Source organism: Pseudomonas sp. SA195, assembly GCF_054131565.1.
In genome coordinates this window covers 2,362,770-2,377,188 of the sequence record NZ_CP096392.1, presented here as the reverse complement: position 1 = coordinate 2,377,188, position 14,419 = coordinate 2,362,770, and the positions used below count along the sequence as shown (strand labels likewise).

9 protein-coding genes and 1 pseudogene are annotated in these 14,419 nt (G+C 64.1%); 2 read left to right on the top strand and 8 right to left on the bottom strand.

All coding sequences use genetic code 11. The features are described from left to right. Nucleotides 1-13: 13 nt before the first annotated feature. Nucleotides 14-1,279 carry a zinc-dependent alcohol dehydrogenase gene (locus M1D78_RS11005; protein WP_437419226.1) on the bottom strand — a complete coding sequence of 422 codons (1,266 nt, stop codon included), beginning with the start codon at nt 1,277-1,279 and terminating at the stop codon, nt 14-16. Nucleotides 1,280-1,511: 232 nt separating this feature from the next. Continuing rightward, entirely contained in the window at nt 1,512-2,432 is a 921-nt protein-coding gene (locus M1D78_RS11000) for a LysR family transcriptional regulator (RefSeq protein WP_437419227.1), read from the bottom strand. Nucleotides 2,433-2,559: 127 nt separating this feature from the next. Here M1D78_RS11000 and M1D78_RS10995 point away from each other — a divergent pair, with 127 nt between their 5' ends. Both M1D78_RS10995 and M1D78_RS10990 read left to right on the top strand, forming a co-directional pair. Further along, the gene (locus tag M1D78_RS10995) at nt 2,560-3,351 is read left to right on the top strand and encodes a DODA-type extradiol aromatic ring-opening family dioxygenase (RefSeq protein ID WP_437419228.1); all 792 of its coding nucleotides are present in this window, start codon (nt 2,560-2,562) and stop codon (nt 3,349-3,351) included. Between the two features lie 19 nt (nt 3,352-3,370). Continuing rightward, a complete protein-coding gene (locus tag M1D78_RS10990) occupies nt 3,371-3,658 on the top strand; it encodes a DUF2218 domain-containing protein (RefSeq protein WP_437419229.1) in 288 nt (95 codons plus the stop codon). 407 nt (nt 3,659-4,065) lie between these two features. On the opposite strand, the gene M1D78_RS10985 is transcribed toward M1D78_RS10990, so the two are convergent. The 6 genes and pseudogenes from M1D78_RS10985 to treZ all read right to left on the bottom strand — a co-directional run bounded on the left by M1D78_RS10985 (nt 4,066) and on the right by treZ (nt 14,417). Further along, the gene (locus M1D78_RS10985; RefSeq protein WP_437419230.1) at nt 4,066-4,920 is read right to left on the bottom strand and encodes a M23 family metallopeptidase; all 855 of its coding nucleotides are present in this window, start codon (nt 4,918-4,920) and stop codon (nt 4,066-4,068) included. A 217-nt stretch (nt 4,921-5,137) separates the two neighbouring features. Beyond that, nucleotides 5,138-7,288, bottom strand: coding sequence for a glycogen debranching protein GlgX (gene glgX / locus M1D78_RS10980; RefSeq protein WP_437419231.1), 2,151 nt, complete (start codon nt 7,286-7,288; stop codon nt 5,138-5,140). A gap of 105 nt (nt 7,289-7,393) precedes the next feature. Further along, nucleotides 7,394-7,765: a DUF2934 domain-containing protein gene (locus M1D78_RS10975; RefSeq protein WP_437419232.1), complete on the bottom strand. Its 372-nt coding sequence runs from the start codon at nt 7,763-7,765 to the stop codon at nt 7,394-7,396. Then, nucleotides 7,762-10,579 (bottom strand): annotated as a pseudogene (locus M1D78_RS10970) (malto-oligosyltrehalose synthase). The gene M1D78_RS10975 and the pseudogene M1D78_RS10970 overlap by 4 nt, the downstream one beginning before the upstream one ends. Continuing rightward, nucleotides 10,576-12,651: a 4-alpha-glucanotransferase gene (gene malQ / locus M1D78_RS10965; RefSeq protein ID WP_437419234.1), complete on the bottom strand. Its 2,076-nt coding sequence runs from the start codon at nt 12,649-12,651 to the stop codon at nt 10,576-10,578. Before malQ ends, M1D78_RS10970 begins: the two are co-directional and overlap by 4 nt. After that, nucleotides 12,648-14,417 carry a malto-oligosyltrehalose trehalohydrolase gene (gene treZ, locus M1D78_RS10960; RefSeq protein ID WP_437419235.1) on the bottom strand — a complete coding sequence of 590 codons (1,770 nt, stop codon included), beginning with the start codon at nt 14,415-14,417 and terminating at the stop codon, nt 12,648-12,650. Before treZ ends, malQ begins: the two co-directional genes overlap by 4 nt. Nucleotides 14,418-14,419 lie beyond the last annotated feature (2 nt).

Below are 14,419 nucleotides of genomic sequence, written 5' to 3'. Positions count from 1 at the left end.
CGCGCTCCTTGGCCTATCGCGGGTTCTGCATGCTGGTCGGGTCGCTGGCCGGGAAGGTGTCGGCCACGGCCTTGTCGACCCTCGCCTGCGCCTCGGCCGTCTTGCTCGCCCCGCTGCGCTGCGGCTGCAGTTCAACCTTGATCCAGCCCCGTTCGCGGCGATCGAATGCTTCGAACGCGGCGATCGCATCGGGCATCGGTTCCGTCTGAGTGAGGATGGTTTCCGGCGCGATACGTTTGGCCTGGACCATCTCGATCAAGCGCGGGATGTACTTCCGGTGATGGCAGTTGCCCATGTTGATGGTGATGTTGCGGTTCATCGCCATGCCGATCGGGAAGGTCGTCGCATCCGGCGGGTAGACGCCGATGATCGACAGCGTGCCGGCCTTGGCGAGGCTCTGAACACCCCACTCCAGCGCCTGAGAAGGGGCATCGCCCGGGCGCCACTGGCCGTTTTCCTGGCTGCTGGCACCTTCTGCCGGTTTGCCGGAGCAGCAGCCGTGCTCGGCATCTACACCGACCGCGTCGATGACTCGATCAACACCGATGCCACGGGTGAGCCGCTTGATGGTTTCGACGGGATCTTCACGGTTAAAGTCGATGACTTCCGCGCCCTGGCGGCGGGCCATCTTGAGGCGGTCTTCATACTGGTCGATCGCAAACACACGGCCGGCGCCGAGCAGCTTGGCGCTGGCGATGGCGAACTGGCCAACCGGCCCGCAACCGTATACCGCTACCGTGTCGCCGGCCTCGATCTCGGCCATCTCGGCACCGAAATAGCCGGTCGGGAAGATGTCCGAAAGCAGGATCGCCTGGTCATCGGTGATCTCGGCTGGCAGCTTCACCAAGCCGATGTTGGCGAAGGGAATCCGCGCCTTCTCGGCTTGCAGGCCGTGGAAGGGGCCGGTCGCGGCGGGGCCGCCGAAGAAGGAGGTGCCGGCTTCCTTGCCATTCGGGTTGGCCACGTCGCACTGGGCGAAATAGCCGGCCCGGCAGTACGAGCAGTTCCCGCAAGCGATGGTCGAGGGCACGACGACACGGTCGCCAATCTCAAGGTTGCGCACGTCGTCACCCAGCGCTTCGACGATTCCCACGGCCTCGTGGCCGAGAATGGTACCGGGCTTCATACCGCTGAACGTGCCGCGCACGAAATGCAGATCCGTGCCGCAGATGGCCGAGGCGGTGATGCGCACGATGGCGTCGGTGGGTTCCTGGATGCGTGGCTCGTCGACGTCTTCGAGGCGAATGTCGCCGACACCGTGATAGACAACAGCTTTCATGGTTACTCCGTCTGGATCGGGTAGGCATGCTTGCCCGCGGATGATTGGACCTCCCTCGATGCGCCCGGCACCTGACAGCCGGGTCGCGATACTCCGAAGCGCCGCGCACGGGGCGCTCCAGCCGCATTCCTGCTGAATGGCTTGCTCTGTTCTTGGGACTGACCGCAGCTTTCACGGTTCATCTTTTTTTGCGGCGCAGCGCAACGGCCAGCCAGGAGGAGCGGGTGACCGATCAGTCAGCCTGCCGTTCCCAGGGCAGCACGCCGGAAAACGCCTCGACAAGATGATCGACCATCGCGCGCACCTTGGCAGGCGGGCGCCGGTCGGGTGGGTAGACGGCATACACACCGCCGAGCCGCATCGGCTCCTGGTCGAGTTGCAGGGCGATCAGCGTGCCCCGTGCCAGCGCCGCGGACACGATGAACGTCGGTTGGTAGATCAACCCCATGTCACCTTCGGCCGCGGCTACCAGTGCCGCTCCGTTATTGGCGATCAGGTTGCCGGAAATGGGCACGCGCACCTCGCCGGCGCGCCCGAATGCCCATTCCCTCGGGCCCATGCTGGAGAGGCTGTAACCCAAACAATTGTGCTGGGCCAGCTCACCCGTGCGCCGCGGGGTGCCGTGTTCGGCCAAGTAACCCGGGGACGCACACAGCAGCATCGGGCAGTCGGCGACCAGGCGGCGGGCCTGCAGGGGGCTGTCTTCGAGACGCCCAATACGCACGGCCATGTCCCAGTTGCCATCGATCAAGTCCACATGGCTGTCCGTGAAGCCGAGCTCGATGCTGACCTCCGGGTGCCGGCGACTGAAAGCCGGAAGGAGCGGGGCGATGTAGCGGGTACCGAAGGAAAGCGGCACGTTCATTCTGAGCAGCCCCTTCGCCTCGACCCGCTGGGAGGCTACGCTCGCCTCGGCTTCGTCGATCTCCGGCAGGATGCGCAGGCAGGCCTCCAGGTAGCTGGTGCCCGCTGCGGTCAGGTTGAGCCGGCGTGTACTGCGGTGGAACAGCTTCACACCCAGCCGGCTTTCGAGCGCATCCACGTGTTTGGTCGCCATCGCCGGAGACATGCCGACCAGCCGTGCTGCTGCCGACAGACTGCCGGCCTGGGCGGCGCGGACGAACACTCGCATTCCCGTCACTTGGTCGAGCATCGGATTTCCTACTTTCAGTGAGAACTGTAGTGGTGTTTTGGCGGTTTAACGCCTGCCGAAGTGTAATTCATACTTCCGCCTCATCGCTGACCACGCAGGCTTAACCATGAACGATCGACCGAGCCGTATGCCGACGCTGTTCGTCCCGCATGGCGCTGGCCCTTGCTTCTTCATGGATTGGAATCCGGCCGACGCTTGGGATCGGATGCGCGCCTACCTTGAGAACATCGCTGCCACGTTGCCCGAGCGACCACGCGCCATCGTGGTCGTCTCAGGACACTGGCTCGAGCCGCAGATCCGTGTCACGGCTCATCCGAACCCGGCACTCATCTTCGACTATTACGGTTTTCCCGAGCACACCTACCAGCTTGCCTACCCGGCACCGGGCAGCCCAGCGCTCGCCGACGCCATTGTGAAGCGGCTGTGCGACGCGCACATACCGGCGGCGAGCGATCCGCAGCGCGGCCTCGACCATGGTGTTTTCGTGCCGCTTAAGTTGATGTTTCCCGACGCGGACATTCCTGTCGTGCAGGTTTCCCTTCGCAGCGACCTCGATGCTGAGGCTCACCTGGCACTTGGCCGCGCGTTGGCACCGTTGCGCGACGAAGGCGTGCTGATCGTGGGCAGCGGCATGAGCTTTCACAACATGCGCGGCTATGGTGATCCCGCGTTTACGCCTATTTCAGAACAGTTCGACGACTGGCTGGTCCAGACCGTGTCAGCAACGGGTGCCGCACGCGAAGCTGCTCTTCGCGGCTGGACACAAGCGCCGGTTGCACGACTTTGCCACCCGCCCCGCGCCGAGGAACATCTGCTGCCGCTGCTGGTGGCCGCCGGCGCCGCGGGGGACAGCATCGGCCGCCAAAGCTTCTCCGACACCGTCATGCACACGGCGTTGTCGGGCTTCCAATTCGGCTAACACCTTCAGGAGAGACGACATGCTCGAATCCACCGTACAAATCACCACCGCCGACCCGAGCCGCCTGATCCGCCGGCTCTGTAAGCACTGGAGCCATAAGTTCGACGTCACCTATGACGACCAGCAGGGCAGCATCCCGCTAGGCAGTGGCCATTGCCAACTCACCGCTGGCGAGGGCAGTCTGACCGCCGGCGTCCGCGCCGAAGATGAAGCGCAGCTAGAAAAGCTTGAGCATGTCGTCGCCGATCACCTCCAACGGATGGCCGCGGAAGAGACCTTTACATTCCACTGGAAGCGGCACGGTTAAGACGCCTGCCGCTTTTGATCGCGGGTTGCGGCCCAATCCGCGTTCGAAGGAGCCTGCTTGCTGGCGATCCGAAGCAACGCCGTGACCTCGATCGCGAGCAAGCTCGCTCCTACACGGACCATGACTCATCACCCGTGGGAAGCATCTTCACGCCAATCCGCTTTAGTAGGAGCCAGCTTGCTGGCGATCCGGCGCCACGCCGAGACCTCGATCGCGAGCAAGCTCGCTCCTACACGGACCAGGACCCACCACCCGAGGGAAGCCATCTTCACGCCCAATCCCCTTGCTTTCGTAGGAGCCAGCTTGCTGGCGATCCGGTGCCACGCCGCGATTTAAATCGCGAGCAAGCGCGCGCCTACAGGCGCATTGGCTGAGCACCGATAGAAGCGGGCTGAGACCAGGCGGACTCAGTCATTGCGCGCGAAATTGGGAAGGGCGCTGACGGGGCGGTTGAAGCGGAAGGGGATGGAGACGAGGGAATCGCCGTAGGGCTTCTGCACCACGAAGTGCAAGTGCGGGCCGGTGCTTCGGCCGGTGTTGCCGGAGTGGCCGAGCAAGGTGCCGGTCTTGACCTTCTGCCCGCGGGTGACACTGACCGAGCCGCGTTTGAGGTGCAGGTAGGCGCTGTGGGTGCCGTCAGCATGTTCGACACGCACGTAGTTGCCCGCCGGATTGGGCAGGCGGCCACCCTGGCCGTCATGCACCTCGACCACGATGCCGTCGCGTGCTGCCACGATAGGCGTGCCGACCGGCATGGCGACATCCACGGCATAGCGCCCCTTCGGCGAGTTGTGGCTGAAATCTCCACCGGCGCCCTGGGATATGTGGAAGGGGCCACCTTTCCACGGCAGGGCGTAGGCGTGGCCACCGACCGAACCGGCTTTGCCGGGCTCCGGCGAATAGATCAGCGCATAGCTGAACGACTGCTGGTACATCATTGGGTAGCCGGCCTGGCGTTTGCGCAGGGTGGCGACGCGCAGCCGCGTGCGGGCCGGAACTGTCTTGCGAACCACACCCTTGCCAACGCCGGTGACGTTGACCAGTCGGGTCAGGCGCAGCACCACTTCCACCGGCACGTCGGTTTCATTGTTCACGTCCATCGCTTTGCCGCCGCGGATGGTGTTGACCATCAACCGGACATTGCCCGGTTTGCCGGCAGGCAGCGTGGCATTGGTAATGGCGCCACCCGCTAGCGCAGGTTGAAGGTCGAGCGCGCTGATGATCAGCAGAGCAAGGGCGAAGACGAGGCGGGATGCGGGCATTTGGGTGTGATCCATCACGGAGGGACAACCTGCCTGCGGCTGGCAGGACACATCCGTCGGGTTCATTGGTAGGGCCGCGTTAGGCGTGAGCCACGCAGGACACGCCCGGGTTGGGACTGGTCGCAATGGCCTGGGTTCACTACCGCACGTCGGCGAATGCACTGCGGTAGTGAACCGAGGCCGCCAGCGAAACCGCCGCTGGCGACGTGGCTCCTGGCTATTCTTCTTCCTTGATCAGTTCGAACAGCAACAGCGACCGGCCGGTGATCGCGTATTCATCATCGAAATCGAAGCGCGCCGTACGGGCGTTCGGATCGTTGGTGTCGATCAACCGGTTCCAGAAAATGCCCTGCGGCGACTCCGGTAGTTTGAAATTCACCACGTCGTGATGAGCATTGACCACCAGCAGCAAGGTGGCGTCAGAGCCGGCCTTGCGGATACCGGTCGCCTGAGCGCGGCCGTCGAGCAACATGCCCATGCAGCGGTTGTTGCCGTCTTCCCAGTGCTCGACGGTCATTTCCTCGCCGTGCGGCGCCAGCCAGGTGACGTCCTTGACGCCCAACTCTTCGTTGTACGCGCCTACCAGGAAGCGCCCGCGCCGCAGCATCGGATAACGTTGACGCAGCCGGATTAGCTTGCGCACGAAGCCTTGTAGCACGCGGCTCTGCTCCGGTATTTCCCAGTTGACCCAGCCGATCTCGCTGTCCTGGCAGTAGGCGTTGTTGTTGCCGTGCTGGGTACGGGCGAATTCGTCCCCAGCGACGATCATCGGTGTGCCTTGGGAGAAGAGCAGGGTGGCGAAGAAGTTACGCATCTGGCGGAAGCGCAGTTCGTTGATCTCCGGGTCGTCCGTCGGGCCTTCCACGCCATGGTTCCAGGAGATGTTGTTACTGCTGCCGTCGCGGTTGTCCTCGTCGTTCGCCTCGTTGTGCTTGTCGTTGTACGACACGAGGTCGTTCATGGTGAAACCATCATGCGCAGTGATGAAGTTCACCGAGCTGAACGGGCGCCGGCCACGTTGGTTGTACAAATCGCCGGAGCCGGTCAGGCGCGCGGCGAAGTCAGGAAGCTTGTCTCCATCACCCTTCCAGAACGCGCGGACGGTGTCGCGATACTGGTCGTTCCATTCCGCCCAGCCAGGCGGGAAGCCGCCGACCTGGTAGCCTCCCGGGCCGCAGTCCCAGGGCTCGGCGATGAGCTTGGTCTTGGCGAGTACCGGGTCCTGCCGGCAGGCGACGAGGAAGCCGTGACGTTCGTCGTAACCGTCATGTTCACGCCCGAGGATGGTTGCCAAGTCGAAACGGAAGCCATCGACGTGCATCTCCTCCGCCCAGTAGCGCAGCGAATCGGTGACCATCTGCACGACGCAGGGGTGACTCATGTCCAGCGTGTTGCCTGTGCCCGAGTCATTGATGTAGTAGCGCTTCTGGTCCGGCATCAAGCGGTAGTAGGAGGCGTTGTCGATACCGCGCATGGATAGCGTCGGGCCGAGCTCGTTGCCCTCGGCGGTGTGGTTGTAGACCACATCGAGAATGACCTCGAGATCGGCGTTGTGCAGGTGCGCGACCATTTCCTTGAACTCGCTGATCTTGCCGCTCGCCAGGTACTTTGGGTGCGGTGCGAAGAAGGCGATGCTGTTGTAGCCCCAGTAGTTGCTCATTCCTTTTTCGAGCAGGTGCTGATCCTGGACGAAACCGTGAATCGGCAAAAATTCGATGGACGAGACGCCGAGCTTGCGGACGTAGTCGATCACGTCCGGTGACTTGAAGCCGGCAAAGGTGCCGCGCATGTCTTCAGGAACAGACGGGTGGCGCATGGTGAAACCACGCACATGGGTCTCGTAGATGATCGTCCGATCCCACGGCACCTGCACGGGGCGGTCGTGCCCCCAGGTGAAGGCCGGGTCGATGATCTTGGATTTCGGCACGAAGGGCGCGCTGTCTCGCTCGTCGAAACTGAGGTCGGCATCCTTGTGACCGATGGTGTAACCGAACAGCGCCTCGGACCACTTCAGGCCGCCAACCAATTGTTTGGCGTAAGGGTCGATGAGCAATTTGTTCGGGTTGAAACGGTGGCCGGCGTCCGGCTCGTAGGGGCCGTATACGCGATAGCCGTAAATCTGGCCGGGATGAGCGTCCGGCAGGTAGCCATGCCAGATCTCATCGGTGTATTCGGGCAGTTCGATACGCTCGAGCTCGGTCTCGCCGTCGGTGTCGAACAAGCAAAGTTCGACCTTGGTGGCATTGGCGGAGAAGATCGCGAAGTTGACGCCCAGCCCGTCCCAGGTCGCGCCGAGGGGAAAGGGTAGCCCCTCACGAATCCGCGACGGAATCAGAACGTGGGGCGCAGCAGGTTTTTTCTTGCTCATGACATCTCCAGTGACTACGCGTGACAGAGGCTGCGCCGATCGAGCGGACGCACTGACCCGCCGGCTCCCACAGGAAGCCGGAACGGGTGCCGGACCTCGTGTCGTTCAGGTTTCTTTCTTGGTGCGCGGCGTACGCGCCTTCTTCACGCCTTCCGGGGTGCCTTCGGCGGCATCCGTGCTGGCTTTGGCCTTGGCTTTCTCCGGGCTCTTGGCTGCAGCGGGCGCCTTGGCGGGCTTGGCTTCCTTTGGCTCCTTCGGCTTGGCCGCGCGGGTGGTCTTGGCCGCTGGCGTCGCGTCGGTAGGCTTGGTTGCGGTCTTGCGGGCGCGTGCGGCTGGTTTAGCGCCGGGCTTCGCCTTTTCCGCCTCTACCAGCTTGCGAGCCATTTCCCAGTGACGCGCATCCTGGCCTTCTGGCCGACCCTCCGACACCCAGATGTCATATGCGAATTCGCGGATGCGCTGCTCGTCGTTCGTCATCGTTCTGATTCTCCTGTTGAACTGATTGATAGCTGTAAAACCGCCAGGGGGAGCTGCTGCAGAACCTCATCCAGATTCAGGACTGCTTGTTTGGGTCTGACTGTGTTTGCGTCGAAAAGTCGCTCGAGGGCATGACCGCTCAGCGCCTCGGGCAAGATCAGCCGCGTATCCGTCCAGCGCTCGGCCGGCACCTGAGGCGCCGTTGCATCTCCGAGCAGGGCGCTGGAGAGCCGCGTCGCGACAACGACCGCCCAGTGGCCTTGCCATTCACGGGCGAACGCAATCAGGTGCTCGGCCTGTTCGCCTTCGACTTTCAGCGGCAGATAACGGCCCTCGGTGAAGAGAAGCGGCAGGGTGCGGCGCAGTTTCAAGGTGCGTGCGATCAGCCATTGTTTGATGCGGCCGTCCTTCCAGTGCGCGAGCAGCTCGGCAGGATCGGCCTCAGGGTTGAGTTGCTGGCGGCGCGTGTCGTAATCGACAGGGCGGCGGTTGTCCGGGTCGACGAGGCTGAAGTCCCAACGATCCGCGCCCTGGTACAGGTCCGGGACGCCGGGCGTGGTCATGCGCAGCAGCGTCTGGACCAGGCTGTTGAGCGCGCCGGCGGGTGCCAACTCGGCAGCCGCTGCAGCGATGTCGTTGCGCAGAGTCCTGGCCTGGTCATCGAGCAGCAGTGCCCGGGTATAAGCCTGGCAGGCGCCTTCGTAGTCAGCGTTGGGGTCGGTCCAGGTGGTGCGCAGTTTCGCTTCGCGAAGCGCCTTCTCCTGCCACTTGACGATGCGCTCGCAGTAGCGTTCGAGGCCAGGTGCATCGTCCGGGCTCAGGTCGAGCGGCCAGCTGCCCAGCAGGATCTGGTACAGCAGCATCTCGTCGGCGGGCGAGGGAGGGTGCCGGGCCGTCCGGCAGGGCCTGGCGCAGCCCGTAGGCGAGCTGCCGCCAGTGGCGAACCTTCTCGGCGTACCAGTCGGCGCGCTCGCTGATGACGGTCATACGCGCACGGGTGTCTTCGCCGCGCTTGTGATCATGGGTCGCGGTGGTCAGCAGGTTGCGCGGAAAATGTTCAGCGCGCGCCAGGCATTCATCATGGAAGGCCTCGACCGAGGCGCTGAACGTTTGCGGGTCAAAGCCCACGTCGTTGCGTGACAGCAGTGCGCCGGAACGGTAGCAGGCGGTGTCCTCGACAGCTTTGGCGGCGGCGGGCGAGGTGAGCTGCTGGAAACGGGTGCAGGCGTAACGGCGCAGGCGGCGCGCGGGGCCAGGCGGTAGCGTGCGCAGATTCTGCCCACCAAGCCAGCGGTCGAGGTGATCGAGCAGCGGCCAGTCCGCTTCGCCCAAGGTGGTTCGAGCACCGGCCAGTGCCTGCTGGAAGAAGGGTTCGTCAGCTTCGCGACGGCCGCGTGCCGCGATATAGGTGCGGTACACCGGAAAATGCACGATCAATTCGAGCAATGCACGGCGAATCGCGCCCAGCGTAATGTCGCGGGTCATCACGTCATAACGCGCGACTTGCAGCAGGGCTTGCGCAACGGTCTCGAAATCGCCGGCCAGCGGCCCGGTCAGCACCAGTTGCCGGGCTGCCCGCACCTCCTCCATGAAGTCGGCGGGGCGTTCGGCGGTTTCGCTCCAGAGTTCGCACAGCACGGCTTTGCCGGCCGGATCGTGCTGCAGCAGCGACACCTGGTTCATGAATTCATAGCCGGTGGTGCCGTCCACGCCCCAATCGTCATGCAGGCGCTCGCCCTCGGCGAGGATCTTCTCCACATAGATGGGCACATGGTCCTGCGCGGCCTCATGTGGGCGCGCCGCGTTGAGCCGATCGACGCGGCGGCGCAACGTACGGCAATAACCGCGAGGGTTGGCCAGGCCGTCTACGTGGTCGATACGCAACCCGTCGACGAGCCCTTCGCTGATCAGCTCGAAAATCTTGGCGTGGGTCTCTTCGAATACAACCGGCCGCTCGACGCGCAAGCCGCCCAGTTCGTTGATGTCGAAAAACCGCCGCCAGTTGATGTCGTCACCGGCGGTGCGCCAGCTGGCGAGCCGGTAGTGCTGGCGTTCGAGAAGCCCATGCAGGCGCTTGAAGCCATCCTCGGTGGTGCCATCGTAATGAGCCAAGGCCGCTTCCAGCGTCTGGCGGATGCTGCTGTCCTCCAGCAGACGGGACAGGTCCGCGCGCAATTCGCGGGCGGTCTGGTAGGGTGCCGGAGCTGTCTTGAGCGCGTCGAAGTGTTGCGCCAGGCTGCGCAGCTCAGGCTGGTCCGTCTGCCGCAGGATCTCGCCGTAGCTGGGCGGCGTGATGGGAAACCGGTGCTCGTAGTGCTCGGCGTAGAAGGCGCCGTTGTCGATGTCCAGGCGTAGCACGACGGTGCCTTGCTGGAGCGCCTCGCCATAGTCGCTGCCGAGAAACGGGACCAGCAGTTGGCCTTCGAGCAATGGATCCGGCGAGTTCCACTGGATATCGAAGAACTGCGCGTAGGGGCTGCGACGCCCCCATTCCAGGACGTCCAGCCACCAGGCATTGCCCGAGCCGCCAACGGCCATATGGTTGGAAACGATATCCAGGATCAGCCCCATGTCCCGCCGGCGCAGCGCCTCGACGAAGCGCCGCAGGGCCGGCTCGCCGCCCAGTTCAGGATTGATGCGGGTCGGGTCGATCACATCGTAGCCGTGCATCGAGCCGGGGCGGGCGGTCAGCAGTGGTGAGGCATAAACGTGGCTGATGCCGAGGTCGGCGAAGTAGTCGACGAGCGCGGTCGCGTCGTCAAGCGTGAAGTCACGGTGAAACTGCAATCGCAGTGTGGCGCTGAGGTCTCTCATCGATGATTTCCAGTTGACTGCTTGCGCGCCTTGTCGAGAACGGCCAGGCGTCGCTGGCAGCCGGGTTGGTCGAGCAGCGATGCACTGTCGGTGGGGTAACGGCGGCGCCAGTTCGGGTGGGTGTCGACGATGCCGGGCAGGTTCGGCTGCTCGAGCAGGCAGAGCGCGTCTTCGACGGGGAACAGCACCAGTGGGGCTGGGGTGCGACCGAGGAAAGCCGCGCAGGCGTCGGCTAGCACCTCGGGGTCATCCAGGTCTCCGTCGATTTCCGGTGCGTGCTTGCGGAGCAGGTGCAACAAGCCGTTGCGCTCGCGCTGACGTTCCTCCTGCTGCTGCGGCCGCTCGTGCTCCTGGTTTTGACCGACGCGGATGCGCCAGTCGATGTCGTTTGCCTGCCACCAACCATTGATGGTCGGCAGGTCGTGGGTCGTCGACGTGGCTATCGCGCTGTCGGGCCACTCCTGCGGCTCCTTGAACGTGCCGTTGTGGTCGCGCTCGAAGAACAGAACACGCATGCCAAGCAGCCCTCGGGCAGCGAGCTTTTCGCGCAGGCCAGCGGGAACGGTGCCCAGATCCTCGCCGAGAATCACGGCGCCGCGCCGCCAGGCTTCCAGCGATAGCAGCCGCAGCAAGTCATCGAAGGGGTAGTTGAGGTAGGCGCCGTCCTTCGGGCCGGCACCGGCCGGCGTTACCCAGAGCCGCATCAGGCCCATCACATGGTCGATCCGCATGCCGCCGGCATGGGCGAGGTTGGCGCGGACCATCTCGATGAAGGCGCGGTAGCCGTGCGCCTTGAGGCCCCAGGGCGAAAATGCCGAGATGCCCCAGCTCTGGCCCTGGCGGTTGATGATGTCTGGCGGTGCACCGACGCTGACGGAGGCCAGCACCTCGTCCTGGCGGCTCCAGGCCTGGCTGCCGCCACCGTCGGCACCGACGGCGAGATCGCTGATCAGGCCAATCTTCATCCCAGCGCTGCGTGCGGCGGTTTGGGCACGTTCCAACCCACGGGCAATGAGCCACTGGCAGAAGGCGTAATAGCTGACCTCATGCGCATGCTCGGCGGCAAAACGTTCGATAGCGGGACTTTCCGGCGAACGATATTCCTCCGGCCAGTTGCGCCAGTGCTGCGGATAGCCCTCGGGACCAAGCAGTGCGGCATGTAAGGCTTCAAACCGGCAGTGGTTTTCCAAGGCTTCGCCACCGGCTTCGCGGAAGCTGTCGAAGTCAGCCTGTTGTGCGTTGCCGCCCTTGGAAAAGTCCTCGAACAGCGCCCGAAGCAGGCATTGCCGGGTGCGTGATACGGCGTCCCAATCGATCAGCTCCAACGACTCCAGCCGCTCGAGTTCATCAGCCAAACCGCAGGACTCGACCGCCATACGTAGCGCCTTTTCCCCGAGAATCGTCTCCGGCGAACTGTGCAGCACGTTGAAGAACAACCGGCTGGAAGGGGAGTAAGGGCTGTACTGGCCACTGTTACCTGGAAACATGGCGTGCAACGGGCTGATGCCCAATGCATCGGCACCATGGGCAGCGGCGTTACGGGCGACCGCTTCGAGTGCCTGGGTGTCACCCAGCCCGCCATCACCAGGGCGGCGCAGGCCGTAAACCTGCACCGCCAGCCCCCAGGCGTTCGGGCCGGCGACCTCTTCCACACGAGGGCAGGCCGGCGGCGCGACAGCGATCGCCAGGTGCTGGCCATTCACTTCGAGGCGGTGATAACCCGGCGTTTCGATGGCCGGCAGGCGTGCCTGATTGTCCAGCGTGCCGTCCTGTACCGGCCCGCCTTCGAGTTCGAGGCGGAATCGGGCACCGGGCTCGAAATAGCGGCGCAGGTCGAGCGCGGCGGCGTAATCGACGGTGAGCATGGGTGGCACACCGCTGCTGCCATCGATGGTCGCCAGCTTCTCCAGGCTCTGCTCGACATCGGCATCCGTGTCGGCGGCCAGGCCAAGACCCTTGAGCACGGCCCGCAGGGTATCGGGCGGTACGCGCTGGTCGCGCCCGTCGGCGTCAACCCAATCGATGGACAGGCCCGCCGCCTCGGCGAGGCGGTTCAGTCGTTCATCGCTCATACGGCATCTCCAGCGTCATGCAAGTACATCCGGGCGGTGTGCGCCGGTAGCGTGTGCGCATCGCCTCCATCACGGCTGCTGTGCAGCAATCGGCCTCCGGTAGCCAGCGTTCGCACGTCGCTCTTGCCGAGATTGAGCTCTAGACGCAGCACTGTGCCGTCGCCCATCTGCCAGCGGGCACGCGCAGCAGCCTCGCCAAGTATTTCGGCGCGCAGGAAGCGCGAGCCTTCAAGGCGTGGCACGACCTCCGCGTGGCGGAGCTGCAGGAGCTGCCGGTAGAGGGCGAGCCACGCGGCATGTTCGGCCGTGTCGCGCTTGGCGTAGTCAGGCCGGGACGCCTCGAACGTGCCGACCTCGTTCGGGTCGGGAATGCGCTCGCGGGTGTGTTCGTCAGCAAATTCAGCAAACTCGGCGAACTCACCCCGGCGGCCTTCGCGCACGGCCTCCGCCAGCTCGCCGTGATGGCTGGTGAAGAACAGAAAGGGCTCGCGTGCGCCCCATTCTTCGCCCATGAATAGCAGCGGAATCATTGGCGAGAGCAGCAGCACCGTAGTGGCGGCTTTCAGGGAATCAGGATCGGTGAGGCCAATCAAACGATCGCCGAAGGCTCGGTTGCCGGTCTGATCATGGTTTTGCAGAAACAGCACGAACGCCGTAGGCGAGAGATGCCCGCTGGGTTCTCCTCGGGATTCGCCACGCCGGTTTTGGTGGCCTTGATAGACGAAGCCTTGGCCGAGGAAGCGCACCAGTTTGTCGGTCGCATCGCTGTGATAGTCAGCGTAATAACCCTGGCGCTCATCAGTGAGCAATGTGTGCAGCACATTGTGGCCGTCGTCGTTCCACTGCGCGGTAAATCCCTGGGTGAGCAGGCTGGCGCGGTTATCTTCGTTTTCCAACACGAGGTGGACGTAACGGCCCGGCTCGGTCTCGGCGCGCACGCGCTCGGCCAGCTCCGTCAGAAAACTGCGGTCGGGGATCGCATGCACAGCGTCCATCCGCAGGCCATCGAACCGATACTCCATCAGCCACATCAACGCGTTGTCGATGAAGAAATCCCGCACTTCGCGGCGGCGAAAATCGATGGCATCGCCCCAGGGCGTCTGCTGGTCGTGCCGGAAAAAATGCTTGGCATAGCGGCCCAGATAATTGCCGTCCGGGCCGAAGTGGTTGTAGACCACATCGATGAACACCATCAGGCCCAGCCCGTGGGCCGTATCGATGAGGTGCTTGAGTTCGTCCGGGCTGCCATAGCTGGCCTCGGGCGCGTACAGCAGCACGCCGTCGTAGCCCCAGTTGCGGTCGCCCGGAAACTCGGCCAGCGGCATCAGCTCGATCGCGGTGACGCCGAGATCGACCAAGTCGCCAAGACGGCGCTCGATTTCCGCATACCCGCCGTAGGCGCCGACGTGCAGTTCGTAAAGCACGGTTTCGTGCCACGGCCGGCCTTGCCAGCCTTCGCTCTGCCAGCGGTAGCGCTTGGGGTCGACGACGAGGCTAGGACCGTGCACGTCGTCGGCCTGCGCGCGGGACGCCGGATCGGGCACCTTGAGTTCATCGTCAATGAGAAAGCGGTATGCGGTGCCGGCCGGCGCATCGGTATCGATGCCGTACCAGCCGTGTTCATCGCCTTGCATCGGTAGCGTATCGCCACCTTCGAGTACCAGGCTGACGCTTTGCGCGTCCGGGGCCCAAAGGCTGAACCGGGTACGGGAATTCTCAAGTAGCTCCGGTCCGTGTCGCCCAGTACGGGCAGGCCTGTTTTGCATTG